Origin of the sequence: Serratia sp. NFX21 (assembly GCF_048517035.1) — a bacterium.
GTDB lineage: Bacteria > Pseudomonadota > Gammaproteobacteria > Enterobacterales > Enterobacteriaceae > Serratia > Serratia quinivorans.
This window is the reverse complement of record NZ_CP183196.1, coordinates 1,900,098-1,919,611: the sequence shown is the minus strand read 5'-3', so window position 1 is coordinate 1,919,611 and position 19,514 is coordinate 1,900,098. Positions and strand designations below refer to the sequence as shown.

General features: G+C 55.9%; 21 protein-coding genes. 10 read left to right on the top strand and 11 right to left on the bottom strand.

All coding sequences use genetic code 11. The features are described 5' to 3' along the window. Positions 1 to 72: 72 nt before the first annotated feature. From phnD to ACNT1W_RS09125, 3 genes are all read right to left on the bottom strand, one after another. Positions 73 to 1,005, bottom strand: coding sequence for a phosphonate ABC transporter substrate-binding protein (gene phnD / locus ACNT1W_RS09135; protein ID WP_012005844.1), 933 nt, complete (start codon positions 1,003 to 1,005; stop codon positions 73 to 75). Positions 1,006 to 1,044: 39 nt separating this feature from the next. Beyond that, positions 1,045 to 1,878, bottom strand: coding sequence for a phosphonate ABC transporter ATP-binding protein (phnC, locus tag ACNT1W_RS09130; protein WP_012005843.1), 834 nt, complete (start codon positions 1,876 to 1,878; stop codon positions 1,045 to 1,047). A gap of 119 nt (positions 1,879 to 1,997) precedes the next feature. Then, positions 1,998 to 3,011: a zinc-binding alcohol dehydrogenase family protein gene (locus ACNT1W_RS09125; protein WP_419246671.1), complete on the bottom strand. Its 1,014-nt coding sequence runs from the start codon at positions 3,009 to 3,011 to the stop codon at positions 1,998 to 2,000. 146 nt (positions 3,012 to 3,157) lie between these two features. Here ACNT1W_RS09125 and ACNT1W_RS09120 point away from each other — a divergent pair, with 146 nt between their 5' ends. Continuing rightward, on the top strand, positions 3,158 to 4,063 hold the full coding sequence (locus ACNT1W_RS09120; RefSeq protein ID WP_012005841.1) for a GntR family transcriptional regulator: 906 nt from the start codon (positions 3,158 to 3,160) through the stop codon (positions 4,061 to 4,063). A 225-nt stretch (positions 4,064 to 4,288) separates the two neighbouring features. Further along, complete coding sequence (locus ACNT1W_RS09115) at positions 4,289 to 5,647, top strand: MFS transporter (RefSeq protein WP_261413149.1); 1,359 nt, start codon at positions 4,289 to 4,291, stop codon at positions 5,645 to 5,647. Between the two features lie 25 nt (positions 5,648 to 5,672). On the opposite strand, the gene trpS is transcribed toward ACNT1W_RS09115, so the two are convergent. Together trpS and ACNT1W_RS09105 are read right to left on the bottom strand one after the other, a co-directional pair. Further along, positions 5,673 to 6,680: a tryptophan--tRNA ligase gene (trpS, locus tag ACNT1W_RS09110; protein ID WP_261408291.1), complete on the bottom strand. Its 1,008-nt coding sequence runs from the start codon at positions 6,678 to 6,680 to the stop codon at positions 5,673 to 5,675. Positions 6,681 to 6,864: 184 nt separating this feature from the next. Beyond that, entirely contained in the window at positions 6,865 to 7,773 is a 909-nt protein-coding gene (locus tag ACNT1W_RS09105; protein ID WP_261434818.1) for a LysR family transcriptional regulator, read from the bottom strand. A 127-nt stretch (positions 7,774 to 7,900) separates the two neighbouring features. Here ACNT1W_RS09105 and ACNT1W_RS09100 point away from each other — a divergent pair, with 127 nt between their 5' ends. Continuing rightward, positions 7,901 to 8,647 carry an SDR family NAD(P)-dependent oxidoreductase gene (locus ACNT1W_RS09100; protein WP_419246670.1) on the top strand — a complete coding sequence of 249 codons (747 nt, stop codon included), beginning with the start codon at positions 7,901 to 7,903 and terminating at the stop codon, positions 8,645 to 8,647. Between the two features lie 96 nt (positions 8,648 to 8,743). Here ACNT1W_RS09100 and ACNT1W_RS09095 read toward each other — a convergent pair whose 3' ends face one another. The 4 genes from ACNT1W_RS09095 to ACNT1W_RS09080 all read right to left on the bottom strand — a co-directional run bounded on the left by ACNT1W_RS09095 (position 8,744) and on the right by ACNT1W_RS09080 (position 12,478). Beyond that, entirely contained in the window at positions 8,744 to 9,271 is a 528-nt protein-coding gene (locus tag ACNT1W_RS09095; protein ID WP_419246669.1) for a cysteine hydrolase family protein, read from the bottom strand. Between the two features lie 27 nt (positions 9,272 to 9,298). Further along, a complete protein-coding gene (locus tag ACNT1W_RS09090) occupies positions 9,299 to 10,402 on the bottom strand; it encodes a suppressor of fused domain protein (RefSeq protein WP_012005835.1) in 1,104 nt (367 codons plus the stop codon). A 164-nt stretch (positions 10,403 to 10,566) separates the two neighbouring features. After that, positions 10,567 to 11,439, bottom strand: coding sequence for an oxygenase MpaB family protein (locus tag ACNT1W_RS09085; RefSeq protein WP_017892046.1), 873 nt, complete (start codon positions 11,437 to 11,439; stop codon positions 10,567 to 10,569). Positions 11,440 to 11,497: 58 nt separating this feature from the next. Continuing rightward, the gene (locus tag ACNT1W_RS09080; protein WP_419246668.1) at positions 11,498 to 12,478 is read right to left on the bottom strand and encodes a quinone oxidoreductase family protein; all 981 of its coding nucleotides are present in this window, start codon (positions 12,476 to 12,478) and stop codon (positions 11,498 to 11,500) included. 120 nt (positions 12,479 to 12,598) lie between these two features. Here ACNT1W_RS09080 and ACNT1W_RS09075 point away from each other — a divergent pair, with 120 nt between their 5' ends. The 5 genes from ACNT1W_RS09075 to ACNT1W_RS09055 all read left to right on the top strand — a co-directional run bounded on the left by ACNT1W_RS09075 (position 12,599) and on the right by ACNT1W_RS09055 (position 16,735). Continuing rightward, complete coding sequence (locus ACNT1W_RS09075) at positions 12,599 to 13,489, top strand: LysR family transcriptional regulator (RefSeq protein ID WP_419246667.1); 891 nt, start codon at positions 12,599 to 12,601, stop codon at positions 13,487 to 13,489. Positions 13,490 to 13,516: 27 nt separating this feature from the next. Next, positions 13,517 to 13,960: an acetyltransferase gene (locus ACNT1W_RS09070; protein WP_419246666.1), complete on the top strand. Its 444-nt coding sequence runs from the start codon at positions 13,517 to 13,519 to the stop codon at positions 13,958 to 13,960. Positions 13,961 to 14,209: 249 nt separating this feature from the next. Next, positions 14,210 to 15,235, top strand: coding sequence for a methionine ABC transporter ATP-binding protein (locus ACNT1W_RS09065; protein WP_419246665.1), 1,026 nt, complete (start codon positions 14,210 to 14,212; stop codon positions 15,233 to 15,235). After that, positions 15,228 to 15,896 (top strand): methionine ABC transporter permease, encoded by a 669-nt coding sequence (locus tag ACNT1W_RS09060; protein ID WP_012005829.1) that lies wholly within the window; start codon positions 15,228 to 15,230, stop codon positions 15,894 to 15,896. The genes ACNT1W_RS09065 and ACNT1W_RS09060 overlap by 8 nt, the downstream gene beginning before the upstream one ends. Before the next feature lie 17 nt (positions 15,897 to 15,913). Beyond that, positions 15,914 to 16,735, top strand: coding sequence for a MetQ/NlpA family ABC transporter substrate-binding protein (locus ACNT1W_RS09055; protein ID WP_390901838.1), 822 nt, complete (start codon positions 15,914 to 15,916; stop codon positions 16,733 to 16,735). Between the two features lie 52 nt (positions 16,736 to 16,787). Here the strand turns inward: ACNT1W_RS09055 and ACNT1W_RS09050 are convergent, their stop codons facing one another. Then, positions 16,788 to 17,432 carry a TetR/AcrR family transcriptional regulator gene (locus tag ACNT1W_RS09050; RefSeq protein ID WP_115182989.1) on the bottom strand — a complete coding sequence of 215 codons (645 nt, stop codon included), beginning with the start codon at positions 17,430 to 17,432 and terminating at the stop codon, positions 16,788 to 16,790. A gap of 175 nt (positions 17,433 to 17,607) precedes the next feature. Between ACNT1W_RS09050 and bhsA (ACNT1W_RS09045) the strand changes: the two genes are divergently transcribed. Further along, a complete protein-coding gene (bhsA, locus tag ACNT1W_RS09045; protein ID WP_012005826.1) occupies positions 17,608 to 17,865 on the top strand; it encodes a multiple stress resistance protein BhsA in 258 nt (85 codons plus the stop codon). Positions 17,866 to 18,069: 204 nt separating this feature from the next. Continuing rightward, the gene (gene bhsA, locus ACNT1W_RS09040) at positions 18,070 to 18,327 is read left to right on the top strand and encodes a multiple stress resistance protein BhsA (protein ID WP_012005825.1); all 258 of its coding nucleotides are present in this window, start codon (positions 18,070 to 18,072) and stop codon (positions 18,325 to 18,327) included. A gap of 90 nt (positions 18,328 to 18,417) precedes the next feature. On the opposite strand, the gene ACNT1W_RS09035 is transcribed toward bhsA (ACNT1W_RS09040), so the two are convergent. After that, positions 18,418 to 19,287, bottom strand: coding sequence for a bifunctional helix-turn-helix transcriptional regulator/GNAT family N-acetyltransferase (locus tag ACNT1W_RS09035; protein ID WP_223272862.1), 870 nt, complete (start codon positions 19,285 to 19,287; stop codon positions 18,418 to 18,420). Positions 19,288 to 19,514: the final 227 nt, after the last annotated feature.

Below are 19,514 nucleotides of genomic sequence, written 5' to 3'. Positions count from 1 at the left end.
GGTTTCCATCTTATGGAACAAGGGGTTCAGCACGCTGAACCCCTTTGAATCGATCAGGACGTAATCCGATGATTAACGGTCGCCTTTGGTCAGCTCACGCTTCATATCGATGATGTTCTGGTATTCCGCCAGGGTGGTCTCGCCGATGTGCTGTTTACCGCCCATCGCTTTGATAAAGCACTGGTGATCGTCCTTATCCAGCTTCTTGATCGCGGTGACGACTTTGGCTTTAAACTCTGCCGGCAGCGCGTTGCTCACCAGGATTGGGCCGTTCGGGATCAGCGGCGACTGCCAGATAATGCGGATCTGCTTCATCAGGTCCGGGTGATCCATACGGATCATGCGGGTGAACGCGCCGCTGGTATAACCGGTGTTGTAGTCGCCGATCATCGACGCCCAGGTCACTGCACCTTCAAACTGACCGTTCAGTACGCCGAGGACGTCCTGCTCATGGCCACCGGAGAAGGTCACGCTGGAGAAAGTATTGTTGTATTTGTTGTCTACCGTGCCGCCAAACAGTTTCTTGAATTCCTGGTTCGGGATCAGGAAGCCGGAGGTAGAATCCGGATCGGCGAAGCCCACGGCCTTGCCTTTCAGGTCTTCCAGCTTTTTATATGGGCTACCGGCTTTAACGATCACCACCGAGTGGTAACCACGGGATTGGTCGACGTCATCAACCGCGATGCCGACGATATCCACCGCTTTCGGATCCTTGATGTACACCGAGGCAAACGACGACGGTGACATGCTCAACACCAGGTCGATCTTGCCGCCCAACAGGCCCTGAATGACACCGGAATAGTCGGAGGAGTTACGCAGCTTCGTGTCAACGCCAAGTTCCTTGTCCAGGAACTGTTTAACGCATTGGTTATCACCAATTTGCTGGGTAGCGTTTTGCCCGCCGAGAATACCCAGATTCAATACTTTGGGTGCGTCCGCTGCAGTAGCGTTAAATACCATCATCGCGCCGGCCATCAGGGTGGTCAGACTCAATACTTTTTTCATTACGCTGCCTTGTGTGTAAAGGTAAAAGTGAAGAAATACTCAATGGATTTGATTGGCTTCCTCGCCATACAGCTGGTGCAGTATCCGTTCGTTCAGTTGCGACGGATGACCGTCAAACACAATTTTGCCCTGGGCAATACCAATCACCCGGGTGCAATATTCTTTCACCAGTTCGACCGAGTGCAGATTCACCATCACCGCAATGTCGTTTTCACTGACTTTTTGCAGCGCATCCATAATGCGACGGGTGTTTTTCGGATCGAGCGATGCCACCGGCTCATCGGCCAGCAGAATTTTGGGGTTTTGCATCAGCGCACGGCAAATCGCCACGCGCTGCATCTGACCACCGGACAGGTTCTCGGCGCGCTGCAACGCATGCGGCAGCATATTGAGCCATTGCAACAGTTCGATGGCGCGGGCGCGGTCGGCGTCATCAAACAGTTTGAAGAAGGATTTCAGGGTAGAAGTGTGGCTCAGACGGCCCAACAGCACGTTGGTTATCACGTCCAACCGTGGTACCAGGCAGAAGTCCTGGAAGATCATGCCGCAACGGGCACGCCACTGGCGCATTTGGCGGGCGCTCAGTTGTGCGATGTCCTGTGCCACACCGTCATCTTCAAAGTGCAGCATCTCGCCGCAGCTAGAAGGAATGGTGCCGTTCAGGGTGTGCAACAGAGTAGATTTACCGGCGCCGGAACGGCCGATCACCGCGACGAATTCGCCAACGTGCAGGTCGAAGTTGATATCGTCCAGCACTCGTTGCTGTGATTTATAAGCTTTGCCCAAGCCTTTTACCGATAACACCTTGCGGGAGGATAGCGGTTGTTGCCCTGGAAAGTCGGTGGTTGCTAGTTTTAACTGTGCCTGACCCATATGATTTCTCTGGTTTCAGTGGCTAATCATTATGGGCACCTATTAACGAATAACTTTGTGACAACGGGATGATGGTTTTATGGCCGGGAAATGACGAATGCCGTCATTTCCCGCCGGGGTTAAAAGCGAATAAGGCCTTTAATCAGCTGCTGGTTATTGATCACCTGTTCTTCATAATGCTGCGCCAGGCTGTCGAAGTCGAACTGGTGGGACAGCATCATCCGGGCGGTGATCGCCCCTGCCGCCATCAAACGGCCGACCTTGGCGAAATCCTCTTCGGTCGCATTGCGACTGCCCATCAGGGTGGTTTCTTTTTTATGGAACTCGGGGTCCGAGAATTGCAAATCCCCCTTGAACAGCCCAACAAAAACGATGCTGCCGCCGTGACGGATCAGGTTGACGGCATTGTTCATCGCCTGTCGGCTGCCGGTGGCGTCGATCACTTTCGCCGCCAGCATACCGCCGAACTGGCCACGCAGTCGGGCTTCAAACTGCTCGTCCTGCGGATCGAGCGTCGGCAGTTGCAGCACCTGCTCGACATGCCGCCGCCGTTCGGCGCTGGTATCAACCACCACCACCTGCGCCCCGTCAGCCTTGGCGATCGCCGCCACGCCCAGGCCGATGGGCCCGGCCCCCACCACCAATAGCGGATCGTCCGGCGCTATGGCCGCACGGCGAACCGCATGAGCGCTGATGGCAAACGGCTCAATCAGGGCCGCGGCCTCTGGCGCCACGTCGTCCACCGCCAGCAGGTTGCTGATCGGCACGCTGAGATACTCGCAAAAGCCGCCGTCCTGATGTACGCCAATCACCGAAATATTCTCGCAGCAGTTGGTTTTGCCACTCTGGCAGGCACCGCAATGATGGCAGGCAAGATAGGGCATCACCGTCACGCGCTGCCCTACCCGCCAGCCAGCCGTCTGACTGCCGAGGCTGACAATTTCGCCGCATATTTCATGGCCCAGGACCCGCGGATAACTAAAGAAAGGTTGCTGACCGGACCAGGCGTGAATATCCGTGCCGCAAATGCCCACGGTAATCATTTTGATCACCGCTTCGGCCTGCGCAGGAATAGGTGCCGGACGCTGCTGATAAATTAATTTCGTTGGTTGCTCGAGAACTAATACTTTCATTTTTTTATAACCTCCCCTTTATTTATGGGAAGAGTTATTAAATAAAAGCGCCGCCAGGCATGAAGTCGGAAGCGAGATCTGTGAAGCAGTACAAAATAAACCGCTTTAAATTGGTTTTAAATAGATAAAAAACAGCCGAGGCTCGCATGAGCAGAACCCAGAACCTGCGCCACAATGTGGTTAACCAGATGATTGACGGTATCAATAATAACCACCTGCGCTCGCCGCTGCCGTCCCAGGCCGCATTGGCCGAAATGTACAATATCAGCCGCACCACAGTGCGCCATACGTTGACGCATCTGTTCCAACGTGGCGTGCTGGAAAAGGTCGGCGACGACTATGTGATTTTACGCCAGCCACAGCCGGAAGACGGCTTCGACTGCCAAAGCCCTTCCCTGGACGAACAGGGAAAAAGGTTCGAAAAAGCGTTCTACCAGATGATTAATCAGAAGCAGCTGCGCGCCGGGGACAGCTTCAGCGAGCTGCAACTGGCGCGCGCGGTCAATGTAAGCCCGGTGGTGGTGCGGGAATTTCTGCTGCACTTCAGCCGTTACAATCTGATCGAAAGCAGCAAGCGCGGGCAATGGCGTATGAAGCAGTTTGACCAGCGTTATGCCGAACAGCTGTTCGAGCTGCGCCAGATGCTGGAAACGCACGCCCTGTCCCACTTTATCAATCTGCCGGCGCATGACCCGCGCTGGCTGCAGGCCAGGGAACTGCTGAGCCGCCACCGCCAATTACGGGAAGACATCAGCGACAATTATCGCCTGTTTTCCCAGTTGGATCGCGACTTCCACCTGCTGATCCTTTCCGCCGCCAATAATCCTTTTTTCAATCAGTCGCTGGAGATCATTTCGGTGATTTTCCACTTCCATTATCAGTGGGATGAGACCGATCTTAAACAGCGTAATATCATTGCCATTGAAGAACACATGACCATTCTCAGCGCGCTTATTTGCCGTAACGATCAGGAAGCCATCAACGCGCTGCACCGCCATTTGGATACCGCCAAACAGTCGATGATCCGCTCACTCAATCAGACCATCGCCTGAGCCACAGGGTGTTTTTAATCGATAAAAAACACCCTGCCGTCATTTAAAACCGATAAAAAGCAGCAAAATACTGGCTGTCGCACGGAACCGTAACAAAACCCACCGCCTAAAATATTTCGCCCTCTAGGCTTACTGCCGACCACCTGCTAATACCTTCATTAAGACACCACCCAGGGGAATACCCGGAATAATAAATATTATTAATGCGAAATTCTGGAGGATGAAATGGAAAGAAGTCATACGATTAATACCGGGAAGGAACAGGGTGAACCCTATTCCGATCACATAATTCCGATGCCGCCGGAGGGAATGCTGGTTCGTTCGGCCAGAATTAAAAAAATTCAAACCACGGCCATGTTGTTGTTATTTTTGGCAGCCATAATCAACTTTCTTGACCGCAGTTCGCTCTCGGTGGCGAACTCCACCATCCGGCAAGAAATGGGGCTGAGCGGTACCGAAATCGGCTTGTTGCTGTCGGCATTCTCCCTGGCCTATGGCATCGCCCAGTTGCCCTGCGGCCTGCTGCTGGATCGTAAAGGTCCACGCATCATGCTGGGGATCGGCATGTTTGTCTGGTCGGTATTCCAGACGCTGTCCGGCATGATCCACAGCTTTACCCAATTTATCTGGGTACGTATCGGGCTGGGAATTGGCGAAGCCCCCATGAACCCGTGCGGCGTAAAGGTGATCAACGACTGGTTCAATATCAAGGATCGCGGCATGCCGATGGGTATTTTTAATGCCGCTTCGACCATCGGGCTGGCAATCAGCCCACCGATCCTCACCGCCATGATGCTGGCCTTCGGTTGGCGCGGCATGTTTATCACCATCGGCGTATTGGGTATCGCACTGTCCATCGGCTGGTACATGCTGTACCGCAACCGACAGGACGTCAGCCTGAGCGCTCAGGAACAGGCCTATTTGAATGCCGGTAGCGTCAGCGCCCGACCTGAACCGATGAACTTTCGCGAGTGGCGAGCGCTATTCAGGAACCGTACCATGTGGGGCATGATGATTGGCTTCAGCGGCATTAACTACACCGCCTGGCTGTACCTGGCCTGGCTGCCGGGTTATCTGCAGACCACTTACCATCTGGATCTGAAAAGTACCGGGCTGCTGAGTGCCATTCCGTTCCTGTTTGGTGCCGCCGGCATGTTGTCGAACGGTTTCGTCACCGACTTTTTGGTACGTCGCGGCATGGCACCGCTGAAAAGCCGCAAAATTTGCATCGTCGCCGGTATGTTACTGTCCGCTTCCTTTACCGCCGTGGTCGCTCAGGCCACCACCACCTACAGCGCGGTATTGTTAATCGGCATGGCGCTGTTTTGCATTCACTTTGCCGGTACCTCCTGCTGGGGCCTGATCCACGTGGCGGTGAATTCACGCATGACCGCTTCGGTCGGCAGCATTCAAAACTTCGCCAGCTTTATCTTTGCCTCATTCGCGCCAGTGGTCACCGGTTGGATCCTGGATACCACCCACTCTTTCAGCCTGGCCCTTACCCTCTGCTCCTGCTTTACCGTCATCGGCGCGCTGTCGTATATCTTCGTGGTTAAACACCCGATCGTTGACAGCGCCGCCTGACGCTCACCCAACAGAGGGCTGGCACTCAATTGAGGGTAAAGAAATCCAGCCCCAATGCGGCCTTCACCTGCCCCAGCGTTTGCCGACTGACCTGGTCGGCGCGTTGGGTCCCCTGACGCAGAATGCGCAACAACTCGCCCTTGTCGGCCAGGTATTGCGCCCGACGCGTGCGGATCGGCTCCAGCAGGCTTTGCAGGCAATCTTCCAACAGGCGTTTGATTTTCATGTCGCCCAACCCACCACGGCGATAGTGCGCCTTCAGATCCGCCACCAGCGCGGCGTCCTCGCAGAAAGCATCCAAATAGGTGAACACCATGTTGCCCTCCACCCGGCCGGGATCCTTGATATTCAAGTGGCCCGGATCGGTAAACATGCTCATCACCGCCTTATGCACCTGATCAGCGTCGGCGCCCAGGGTGATGGTGTTACCGCGCGACTTCGACATCTTGCCCTGCCCGTCCAGCCCCGGCAGACGGCTGACGTGACTTAACAACGGCTGGCACTCCGTCAAGACCTGTCGGCCGACAATGTGATTGAAACGCCGCACAATCTCGTTGGTTTGCTCCAGCATCGGCAGTTGGTCGTCGCCGACCGGCACGTGGGTGGCGCCAAAGGCAGTAATGTCCGCCGCCTGGCTAACCGGGTAGACCAGAAAGCCGGCCGGCAGGCTGCGGGAAAAGTCTTTTTCCATGATTTCACTTTTCACCGTCGGATTGCGTTCCAGCCGCGCCACGCTGACCAGGTTGAGATAATACATGGTCAGTTCGGCCAGCGCCGGCAGCGCGGATTGCAGGCAAATCGTGGTCTTCTGCGGGCAGATACCGACCGCCAGATAGTCGGCGACCAGATTAAGCACGTTGGTGCTGATTTTTTGCGGATTATTGCCGTTATCGGTCAGCCCCTGCAGGTCCGCCACCAGCACCGTTTGCTGATGGTGTTGTTGCAGCTCAACGCGCTGGCGCAGTGACCCGACGTAGTGACCCAAATGCAGGGAGCCGGTGGGACGATCGCCGGTCAGAATGGTATAGCTCATTGCCTTGCTCCTGAAAGTAAATACACCACCGGATCAACGCAATAAAAATGCCGCCAGAACCGGCGGCATTGAAAAGAGGTGTGAATACCCGTGCCGCCTTTAGAAGAGGCGCCACCAGGACTGATTGAGTGTGGATTGCATCGGTATATTCATGCTTTTAAGGTATCCCCCAGTATGGGCGTTGTCAATCACCGCAGGTTGCCAAATTCAGCGCCTGTTCAGCGGCAATACGACAAAAAGCGTCAGTCAGCGGTGAAGCCGTGCGCCACGCCAGCGCCAGCGTATAGGCTACCGGGCTGCCTGTGCCGCTCAGTTCACGGAACACCACGCCGGGGGATTGCAGTCTTGCAAACAGGGCCGGCATCAACGCGATCCCCACACCGCCCGCCACCAGCCCGCCGATGGTCTGCATCTGCCGTGCCTCCTGCACGATACGCGGACTGAATCCCGCCACCGCACAGGCCTGCAGGATCGCCGTGTGCATACCGGGGCCGTAATGCGCCGGAAACAGCACCCAGGGTTGATCGGCCAGGCTGCTCAACGTCACTTGCTGCTGCGTCGCCAGCGGGTGGTTTTCCGGCAATGCCAACACCATGCGATCGAAAAGGAAAGGCAAGATCTGCAAGCCCTCTTGCGGCGTTACCGGCAGCACCACCATGCCAATGTCGGCGCGGTCATCGCGCAGGGCGATCAATTGCTCGGCGGTGGTTGCCTCCTGCAAATGAAACTCCGCCTGCGGATGCGCCTGACGAAACTGCCGCAGGATGCCCGGCAACAGAGCGTTTACCGTGCTGTCGACGAAGGTCAGGCGCAGCGATTCGGTCAGACCGCGTGCCGCACGGCGGGTATTGCCGAGGGTGCGTTCAAACTGCGCCAGCGTTCGCCGCGCCTCAATCAGAAACACTTGCCCTGCTTCGGTGATCCTGGTGACGCGGTTGCCGCGCTCCAGCAGCAGCACGCCCAGCTCCTGCTCAATCTTTCGGATAGCGGCAGTCAGCGGGGGTTGTGCCATATGCAAGCGCTCGGCGGCGCGGTGAAAGCTCATTTCTTCCGCGACGGCAATAAATTGCCGCAGTTGGCGTAGTTCAATCACGCAATACCTTTTTCGTATTTTGAAAGCATAAATAGAGTATTGGATGTATCAATAGCAAAAGCCAATACTTTCCCGACCGCACAGTGCTGCGCCATTCCGGTGCACCCGGCGAGAAAGGAGAGCAGTTATGACGCAACGTACAGCGATTGTTACCGGCGGTTCCAGCGGTATTGGGCTGGCCATCGCTCAACAACTGGCGCAACAGGATTACCGCATCGCCATCGTGGCGCGCGACCCGCAACGCCTGCAGCAGGCGGCGCAGCAAATTGGCCCCGCTACCCGCTACTATTCGGCGGACCTGAGCCGCCGTGGGCCGGTGGAAGACGTCGTCGCCCAGTTGGCAGCCGATCTCGGCACGGTGGATGTCCTGATTAACAACGCCGGATTTACCCGGGTGATTGCCGCCGATACGCCGTTGGCGCAGGCCGAACAAGAATGGGACGCGGTGATCGAAGGGAACCTGAAAAGTACCTTCCTGTTTACCCTGGCGATGTTGCCACACCTGAGCAAACCGGGCGGCCGCATCATTAATCTGAGCTCAATTGCCGCCCAATGCGGCAGCGGCAGCGCGGGTGCATTAGGTTATTCCGCCGCCAAAGCCGGGGTGCAGGGTTTTACCCTCAGTCTGGCACGCGAACTTGGCGAGTTGGGGGTTACCGTCAACGCCATTGCGCCAGGGTTTATCGCCGATACTCGCTTCTTCGGCGCCGGGCTACCGCAGGATCGCATTGACGCCATTGCCGCTGAAACGCCGATGGGCCGCACCGGCCGGGTGGAAGACATCGCCAGCGCCGCACTGTGGCTGGCGTCAAAAGAAGCCTCGTTCGTCACCGGAACCATCACCTCGATTAACGGCGGTGCACGGGTCGGGTAAGAAAACAGAGCTGGCCAAGGTGGCAGCACGCAGGGCGGGATTGAAATAACGTTAGCGGGCCCAACGCATATATCGGGCCCGTTTTTTATCTGGCGATCAGAAGTGAATTTCCGCCGTCGGCAGCGCGTTGATCAACACGCCGTAGCTTCCAATATTCGATAGTGTGGCGTTGTGATGGGCGCGGATCTGCAAGCCAGTCGCGTGGGCTTTGTCATGACTGGTATGGGCGTCGGTGACCAGCGTCACCGGATAGCCTAACCCGGCGGCACGACGAGTGGTAGTGTCGACGCAAAACTCGCTGGAGTAGCCGCAAACCACCAGGTGCGAAACAGCGTTAGCCACCAGTAACGGCCCCAGTCCGGTCCGCAGGAAGGAGTCCGGCGTGGTTTTCTCCACCCGATGATCGCCGTCTTTAACTTGCAAACGGCCGTCAATCTGCCAGGCATCGCTGCCGTGCGCCAGCTCATCGTCCGGAGTCTGGTGCTGGATAAAAATCACCGGTACCCCAGCCCGACGGGCAGCAGTGCTCAAACTGTTAATGCGATCAATCGTCGCTTCGGCGTCGGCCGGCGGCGGCGTAAATAACCCTTGCTGCACATCAATAATTAACAGAGCGGACGTCATGATAACTCCCGTGAATTTAATCGGCGATCAGCATAGCGGTTGGCGCGGACGGAAGATATGGTCAACGCCCTGCTCACGCAGTTTATTCACCAGATCGTGACCACCATTCGGCGTAGCGTGCGCCAGCAGGCGCTCGGCCTCAAATACCGGGCTGGCCCAGAAGATATTCACCGGGTCGCCATACTGTTTCGGCAGGTTTAGGTGCTCGCTATACGGGTAAAACGACGAGGAAAGCACGTAGCCCTCATAACCCTGCGGAGCCACCTCAGATTCCAGAGTATGACCTTCGCCAAACCAGGTAATCTTAGCCCATGGCGCATGGGCGAACCCGGCCAGTGCGCTGGCCATCTGCACCGCGTTCTCTTCGGTCATGTACTGCCCGTCGATGGCGATGCCCATTTCCATGCGGCGGTAACGGGAAGCGTCGTCGTTGAACAGGATCTCTACCCACGGCATTGGGCGGATACTGACGCCCATGGTGAGAAAATAGTAGATGCCGTCGCGCTCATGTTGGGTGATGGCCATTGGTGGCCACTTGCCCTGATCGATCGCGTAGTATTTCACCGAAGGGCCAAAATGCTGATCGTAAATCGCCTGATAGTCGTTCTGCATTTTTGGCCATGGGTTACCCTCTTCCCGCTGCCAACTGCGCCAGAACTGGCGGGTGTTTTCCGCCAGCGCATACTGGGTATTGGTGGAGGCGGAACCCAGCGGATAAGCCAGTGGACTTTCCTTGATGCAACTGGCGGAATAACACACCGAGTGGTCGATATACAGGCTCCAGCCGGGGATCACCGCCAGCAGTTGGCCGTAATACCACAGCGCCGCACCGTCGTCACTTTCCGTCCAGACTACCATCAGCCCTTCCGGGTTCAGTGGCGCTTCCCCCTCCAGATTGCGGCAAAACTCGGCTGCCAGCATCGGTGGCTGTCCCAGTGCCAATGCCGCACTGTCTTCCTGCTGCGGCGCGGCCGCCAGGTTACGCAGCCAGCAAGCACGCACCTGAAAACGTTCGCTATTTTCTTCTGAAGGATAAATATAAAAATAGGCAGCCCGACTATCTTGCTGAACCACCGCCACCAGCGTCTGGTTCTCATTACTGACTTCAGCAAGTACCTGTGACTCGTTCATATAACCTCAAATAGGGTCAAGGCGCAGAATAACGCTGCACGCTAAATAAAATGGAAATTGGCTTTTGCCCAGTGTAAAGCGCATTAGCGGTCGGATCACCCGTAAAAGTCTCAAAAGTGTCCCTAAACATTGGGTTATTGGTAAGAATTATAGCGTGCGCGGGTTCAGACTGGTCGGCCAATTCGCCGTAGTGCACGTTGATAGGAGCCGTTGCGCATCGAGGCTCGCAACACTTTACCTACGCCACCGACACCGGCGCGCACCAGTTTTTGCCGCAGGACGCCGGGAGAAAAACCAAACTGCTGCTGCGCCCACTCCGGTAGCAGATCTATGCCCGCCTGCATCACCAATATGCCAAAAGGTCGTGCCAGCACGCTCGGTGCCGGGGCCGCCAACAGAATACGAGCCACTTCCTGCGTGCGCTCATCGCACACCAACTGCGACCGCATGCGCTGCAGGTAATCCTCGACCGCCGCGCAAGAGATGGGGATATCGCGTGCCCCCAGAGCAGCGGCGACTCGCGCCGTCTCACGGTAATAGCCGTCCTGCTGTTCGCGGGAAAGATGCGGATTGCGGTAGCGTAAATGGCTGGCTAAAAAGCAGCTGCTTTCCACCACGTGCACCCAGGTGAGCAAGTCAGGATCGCTGGCAGCATAAGGCCTGCCGTCGCTGCTGACGCCGTTGACCCGCAGGTGAATGGCTTTGACTTTGGCGATCAGCCGTTCGGCCTCGGCGGTGGGGCCAAAGGTGGTGACGGAGACAAACTGGCTGGTGCGGCGCAGGCGGCCGAGCATATCGTCGCGGAAATTGGAATGATCCCAGACGCCGGCCAGCGCCAACGGGTGCAGCATCTGCAGCAGTAAGGCACTGACGCCCCCGCACAGCATGGTGGTGAAATCACTGTGTACCTGCCAAATGACCGACTGCGGCCCATACAGGCCCGGATCGCCCGGCGGGTTTTCAAAATCAACATCGCCAAGCGCCAGCCCGGTCAGGCCGATCACCTGTTTTTCTATCGCCGCACGTATCACTTCCATCCTGACTGACCCCCTTTATCGCCTGGCGGCCAGTGTAACATGCAGCGGAAGGCCGCTTTTAACTCTGCGGGTCGCGATCGCCCAGCAGCACAATCTTGCCGGCAAAGCTGCGATCCTCCAGCCGGCGGTGAGCGGCCGCCCCTTCACTGAGCGGGAAGGTTTCGATATGGGGCACGGCAAACTCGCCGTTCTGCCAACTGCTGAACAGACGCTCGGCCCTTTCTCGCCTTGCCCCGGCGCTATTAAGGTAGGTCCAGAGGTCGCCACCGACCACGCCTTTGGAATCCATCATCAGGTCGTAGGCGGAAATAGCGGGTGCTTCGCCGCCTGCCATGCCGAAAGTGACCACCCGACCGCCGGGACGCAGCGCGTCGATGCTCTGTTGCAGCGTGATGCCCACCGAGTCAAAACCGTACTCAACGCCACCGTCGGTCAGGGCGGCAATTTGCACGACCCAATCCTGCTGATAAGTGAAGGCTGCCGCTGCGCCGTTGTTCAGTGCGATCTGCTGTTTGTGCGCCGAAGACACCACGGCGTAAACCTGTGCGCCACGCGCCACCAGCATACGCGTCAGAATTTGTCCGACACCGCCCGCCGCTGCATGCACTAAAGCGCGATCGCCCGCTTTCACCTGCACGCTGTCATTAATCAGGTACTGTGCCGTTAGTCCCTGCAACAAAATTGAAGCTGCTTCGACGTCGCTCAGTGCCTGTGGCAGCCGCAGTGCATGCTCCACCGGCACGTTGATTCGCGTGGCGTGGCAGAATGGGACATCAGCGAAACCAATTCGCTCCCCCAACTGCCAGCCATCGACCCCTTCACCCACGGCGATAATGGTTCCCACACCTTCGTAACCGCCGATATGTGGCGGGTTGCCGTGCAGCACGTAATTGCCCTTGCGGCGGTAGATATCAGCGAAATTCAGCCCGGCGGCCCCCATGCGCACCTGCACCGCACCCGCCGGTACCACTGACGTCGGCAGCTCAAGGTATTCGAGCACGTCCGGCCCGCCAAAATGTTTAAACGCTAATGCGTGCATGTTGCTGCTCCGAAAAGTTTCCGCCAATAACACACTGACGGTCGATAGAATGATTATCGCAAAGCGCTATAATCAGGAGAAGTGGCCCACAGAGCATTCAGAAAACACCAGGGGTTTATAATGGACCGATTAACCAGCATGGCGGTGTTTGTGCGGGTAGTGGAAAAAGGCAGCTTCGTTGCCGCCGCCGAGGAGATGGCAATCTCCCCGACCATGGTCGGCAAACACATCCGCTACCTGGAGCAACGGCTGAATGCGCCGCTGCTGAACCGTACTACCCGCAGACAAGGGCTGACCGAAACCGGCCGGGTATTCTACGAACGTTGCCGCCGCCTGCTGGCCGACGCCGATGCCGCCGAAGCCAGTGCCCGGGCGCTATTGAGCTCCCCCAGCGGCCTGCTGCGCATCAGTGCCCCCGTCACTTTCGGCAACCGCGTACTGACGCCGATCCTCACCGAGTTCCTGCAGCGGCACCCGGAGGTAGAAGCGGAAGTGGTGCTGTCGGACCGCAAGGTAGACTTGATTGAAGAAGGCTACGAGGCGGCGTTTCGCATCGGACCGGTGGCAGACGATGGCCTGGTGGCCCGCGCCCTGCCCGATTACCGCATGACGCTGGCCGCCTCACCGGACTATCTGGCCCAGCAGGGTGTGCCAACCCAGCCGGAGCAACTCAGCGCACACAGCTGCTTTGGTTTTAGTCAGTGGGACGGCAACCATTTCTGGCGCTTGCAGGGACCAACGGGGGAAATCAGCGTGCCGGTCAGGCCGCGGCTGCGGATGGACTCTGGCGAAGGGGTACGTCGGGCGGCGCTGGCCGGTTTCGGTATCGCGCAGCATGCCTGCATGCTGCTGGATGAAGATATTGCCAGCGGCCGATTGGTCCGGGTGCTGCCGGATTATTCACCGCTATCGCGGCCAATGCATCTGGTCTATCTGCCCGAACGACGGCAGTCCCCCAAGCTGGAAGCTTTTATCGCCCTGACCGTCGCCAGACTCTGGGGCCGCGTTTAAAATAAGTAAATCAACACAGGAGTTTCCATGATCACTATCCGAGCACGCGCAGCACAAGACAATGCGCAACTGGCGGAGATTTGGCAGCGTTCGGTACGCGCCACCCACCATTTTCTCACCGAAGAGAATATCGCCCAACTCTACCCGTTGGTGCTTAACGACTATTTGCCGGCAGTTGACGTTTGGGTTGCGGAAGACCAGCCCGGTCATCCCTGCGGTTTTATCGGGCTAAGCGGCAATAAGGTAGAAATGCTGTTTATCGATGCGGAGCAGCGTGGCAAAGGCGTCGGCAGAGCGCTGCTGGCCCACGCCGAAACGCTGCATGATGAGTTGCAGTTGGATGTTAATGAACAGAACCCGCAGGCCAGCGGTTTTTACCGCCACTACGGTTTTGAAATTACCGGCCGTTCGGCACTCGACGGTCAGGGCAATCCTTTCCCGCTGCTGCACATGAAGCTCGACAAGCGTTAAATGCAATAAAGCGGCCAAAGCCCCGTTGGCCGCGGTTTCACCATCACCTCTGCTCATCACTTTATATATCAAATAAGAATATCTAATAGAATCTATATTCTTCCTGTCACTATAAACCCCCGGTAGGATTGCCCTGTATTCACCAGCAACAGATATCCCGCCTGCCCTTATTCCAGGAAGCCGAACACTGCCTGGCGTTACGCACCCTGGGCGGAATTCTGTGACGTATTAATAAGGATCAACTTCGCTATGATCGTTCTTTCGAACGTTTGCAAAACTTTTGACAGTGCACAGGGCCGCGTCGTCGCGGTGGAAGATGTCAGTCTGGCCGTTGAAGCCGGGCAAATCTACGGCATTATCGGCTACAGCGGAGCGGGTAAAAGCACCCTGATCCGTTTGCTTAACGGGCTGGAGGCACCTACCAGCGGCAACATTCAGGTCGAGGGGTTCAATATCGCCGGAGCCAGAGGCGACCAGTTACGCCAGGCACGCCTGAAAATCAGCATGGTGTTTCAGCATTTCAACCTGCTGTGGTCACGCACCGTCAGCCAGAATATTGCCTTCTCGATGCAAATAGCCGGCGTACCCAAAGCGCAGATCAACCCACGCGTGGCAGAGCTTATCGCACTGGTTGGCCTGCAGGGGCGTGAGGGTGCTTATCCGTCGCAGCTCAGCGGCGGACAGAAACAGCGCGTCGGCATCGCCCGCGCCCTGGCCAATAACCCTGGGGTATTACTGTGTGATGAGGCCACCTCAGCGCTCGATCCCCAGACCACCGACTCGATTTTGGATCTGCTGCTGGATATCAACCGCAAACTGAACCTGACCATCGTGCTGATCACCCATGAGATGCACGTAGTGCGCAAAATTTGCCACCGCGTGGCGGTGATGGAAAACGGTCGCATCGTCGAAGAAGGCCCGGTGCTCGATGTTTTCACCCGGCCGCAGCAGCCGATTACCCAGCAGTTCGTTAAACAGGTTTCGCAATATCAGGAAACCGAGGAAAACTTTAACCCTTTACTGGCTCAGCATCTGCCGGGCGCAATTTTCAAGCTGACCTTTGTCGGTGTGCAAACCCATCAGGCGGTGATTTCCGACGTGATCCTGCGCTACAAGGTGAGCATTAACATTCTGCACGGCAAAATCAGCCAGACGCTGAACGGCTCCTTTGGCGAGCTGTATATCCACGTCGAAGGCAACGACCTGCAAATCGACAGCATGCTGAAATTATTGAGAGAACAACAAATCGCCGTTGAGGTGATTAAACATGATTGAGTCATGGTTCCCTCATCTGCGTATTGACCAGTTGCTGAACGCCACCTGGGAAACCCTGTACATGACCGGCATCGCCGGGTTGGCCACGCTGGTGCTTGGCATCGTACTGGGCGTACTGCTATTTCTGACCTCTCGCGGCCAACTGTTGCAAAACCGCGCCGTCTATTCGCTGATTTCAGTGCTGGTCAACGTATTCCGCTCCATCCCCTTCATTATTCTGATCGTGCTGCTGATCCCGTTCACCAAGACGCTGATCGGCACCATTTTGGGGGCCGATGCCGCGCTGCCGGCGCTGATTGTCGGCGCCGCGCCCTTCTACGCCCGGCTGGTTGAAATTGGCCTGCGCGAGGTGGACAAGGGAGTCATAGAGGCGGCACGTTCCATGGGGGCCAAAACCAGCACCATTATTTTCCGCGTGCTGCTGCCGGAGTCTTCCCCGGCGCTGGTTTCCGGAATTACCGTCACCCTGATAGCACTGGTGAGCTACACCGCCATGGCCGGAGTGATCGGCGCTGGCGGGCTGGGTAATCTGGCCTATCTGGAAGGTTTTCAACGCAATCACGGTGACGTGACGCTGGTGGCGACGCTGACGATCCTGCTGATCGTTTTCGTTATCCAGTTCATCGGCGACACCATTACAACAACGCTCGATAAACGATAAATAACCAAGGAATAATGATGATGAAAAAGCAAATAATGATGCTGGCTTTCGCCTCACTGACCGCGTTGAGCTCCTTTGGCGCCGCCGCGGAAACTAAACTGGTGGTGGGCGCGTCCAACGTGCCGCACGCGGAGATCCTCGAGCAGGCCAAGCCGATTCTGGCGAAGGAAGGCATCGATCTGGTGATCAAACCTTTCCAGGACTACATCCTGCCGAACACCGCGCTGGCCAGTCACGATATTGACGCCAACTATTTCCAGCACGTGCCCTACCTGAATTCGGTGCTGAAGGACCATGCCGGCGATAAGAGTTACGACTTTGTCAGCGCCGGGGCCATCCATATCGAGCCGATCGGCATTTACTCCAAGAAATATAAAAGCCTGAAAGATCTGCCGGACAACGGCAAAATCATCATGCGTGATGCAGTGGCGGAAGAAGGACGCATTCTGTCTATCTTTGAAAAGGAAGGCGTGATTAAGCTGAAACCGGGCGTGAGCAAGGTCGATGCTCGCATTTCTGACGTGGTGGATAACCCGAAACACCTGAAGTTCCTGGCGAACGTGGAAGGCGCGCTACTGCCGCAGATGTACAACAACGATGAAGGCGACGCGGTGGTGATTAACGCCAACTACGCCATCGATGCCGGACTGAACCCGACCAAAGATCCGATCGCGGTCGAAAGCGGTGAAAACAACCCGTATGCCAACATTATCACCGTGCATAAGGCCGACGTGAACAAGCCGGAAATCGTAGCGCTGGTGAAAGTGCTGCACTCCAAGGCGATTCAGGACTTCATCCGTCAAAAATACCAGGGCGCGGTGATCCCGGTTAACCAGTAATGCCCACTCAGGCCGCAGCAATGCGGCCTGATTTCCTGGCGAGTGCCCTTCCCTAGACCTTATTACCCACCTGACTCAGCCGCGGCCAAACCAGCATCAATGCATCGAGCAAGCGATATAAATCCTCGCGGCTGGCCCCTTCACGTGCCTGAACCGACATCCCTTCAATGGTACAGACGATATATTTCGCCAACAGCGCAGTATCGGTTTTCGCCAATAACTCCCCCTGCTGTACCTTGCGGTCAAAACAGGCTCGCAGGCTGGCTTCATTCGAATGATGTTTTTTACGCAGCATCTCGGCAACTTCATCGGAAGACGAAGACAGCGCCGCAGAGGCACAGACCATAAAGCAGCCGGACGGCGTATCCGGGTCGGTAAACACCTCCGCTGAAGAGCGAACGTAGGCCTCAACGATTTCCGCTATCGGCAAATCCCGCTCCAACAATTGATTGGTGCAGGTGGTGTATTTTTGCAGATATCGCTCCACCGCCGCGCGGAACAGCCCTTCCTTGTTACCGAACTCGGCGTACAGCGTTGGCGCTTTGGCACCGGTGACTTCTACCAGATCGGCCAGCGACGTAGAGTCATAACCGTGCCGCCAGAACAGATCGAGCGCGCTGTCCAGCGCACGGTCGCGATCAAACTGCTTCGGTCTGCCACGCGTTTTTTTGGCGCAGACTTCTTCATTGATACTCATAGACCCTCTCTTATCCCGCTCCGCAGCAGGGCTTGGCAATTAAATTAACGATCATTATAAAAAAATATTGCGCTGCCGTCGAGAAGCGATTAACATTTAGTTATCGATCGTTAAGTAATTATGACGACAAAGATTAACCAACCCAATTTACGCTTCTGATATAGGAATTAACATCATGAAAAACTTAAAAATTACTCTTGCAGCTATCGCACTGGCCTCTGCTTCTTTCGGTAGCTTCGCCGCTGACCTGGTTCACAACCAACCGGCAGATCAGCAAAAACTCGGCGTGATCACCGTCAGCGGTGCTTCCGATATCAGCTCGCTGGAAGCCGATTTGGCAGCCAAAGCAGATGCAGCCGGTGCAAAATCATTCCGCATCATTGGTGCCGGTGGCAACAATCAACTGCATGGCACCGCGGTAATCTATCAATAACAATAAGTTAATCGTCAATTACCCGGCTGGTAGTGAACGTTACTTCTCCGGTTAACGACTAGAACAAAAAAATTAATTAACGAACACTAAAAAAATAGTTGCAAAGCGCCGAAGTGGCGTCTAACATTAAATTATCGATCGTTAATTAATTTAACGACCCCAATAAAAAACTTTGTACAGAATACCAAGATAGGAAATAAGACTATGAAAAACCTGAAAATCACCATCGCCGCCATCGCACTGGCTTCTGCTTCATTCGGTAGTTTCGCCGCCGATCTGGTTAACGCCCAGCCGGCCAATCTGCAAAAAGTCGGTGTGGTTACCGTTAGCGGGGCTTCCGACCTGACCAGCCTGGAAAATCATCTGGCTGCCAAAGCGGATGCCGCAGGTGCCAAATCATTCCAGATCATCTCAACTACCGGTGACAACAAGCTGCACGGTACTGCGATCATCTACAATTAATTGCTGAATCAGCAATTGTGCAAAGAGGCGGCCCTGGCCGCCTTTTGTTTTATTGCCCCGCCGAAAATCGTTCTGCTCCACAAGTAGTATTCAGTCGTTTTGCAAATCTTTCAGCATATAGATATCGCAGCCGTGATGGCCGGTATTGCCACGCTTTTCCGTCAGCAAAGTGAAACCCAGCGCATGATATAACCCCAGCGCTTCTTTGAGTTGCTCGGTGGTTTCCAGATAGCAGTAACGGAACCCCGCCGCACGTGCTGCTTTCAGCGCCTGCACTACCATATAGCGCGCCATTCCCAACCCCCGTACACAGGGTTTAAAAAACAGTTTTTGCAATTCACAGTATCCGGCATCTCCCCCCTTCAGAGGTGCAATGCCTACGCCCCCCACCACCTCCCCATGTTGTTCCAGTACCCAATACTTACCGCCGTTATCCTGGTAAACACCGGTCAGGCGATCCAGATCGGGATCATGCAGACTGACGCCTTCCATTTTATCCATAGCGTACTCGCGAAATACGCTACAAATAATGCCGGCCATCGCGGCGTCATCACTCTGGGTTATCGGGCGTACCAGCAAAGCGGCATCGCGCTGCTTGCGTGCGCTGCGTAATGCCGCAGTCATCTTTTTCATTGCCGCTGTCGTTGCGGCCAATTCATCGTCGTCCAGCTGCGCCAACGCGTCTTGCATAAAACCGTCGGCGTTGGCTTCAATTGCCGCCAGCGTTTTGCGTCCCAACTTGGTCAGTTGATTCAGGTTATGCCGTTTGTCATGCGGATAATCCACCGCTTCAACCATGCCTGCGGCAACCAGGCTGCGTACCGCCCGACTGGCGCTGGCCTTATCGATGCACAGTCGGGCCGCCAGTTCGGTAATGCCCAGCGGCAATCCATTGACCTCAATCAGAATGTGGATCTGCAACGGCGAAAAACGGGTCCCGTTACTTTGTTTATTCAACATGCCCAACTCTCTGACCAGGTTGCGCGACAATGCTCTGAAATCTCTGATGTTCACAATCGATGTCCCCGTTGGTACCAGCGCTGAAACACATCACTTAGTTGATAGTGTTACCTAATATTTATTACCATAACGGATTTTTAAGCGGCGTGAAATCTCAACCTGACGAGACACCTGCAGCAATCTGTCGCCTCATGCAGAATTAAATTCTTTACTGAATTAAATTTACA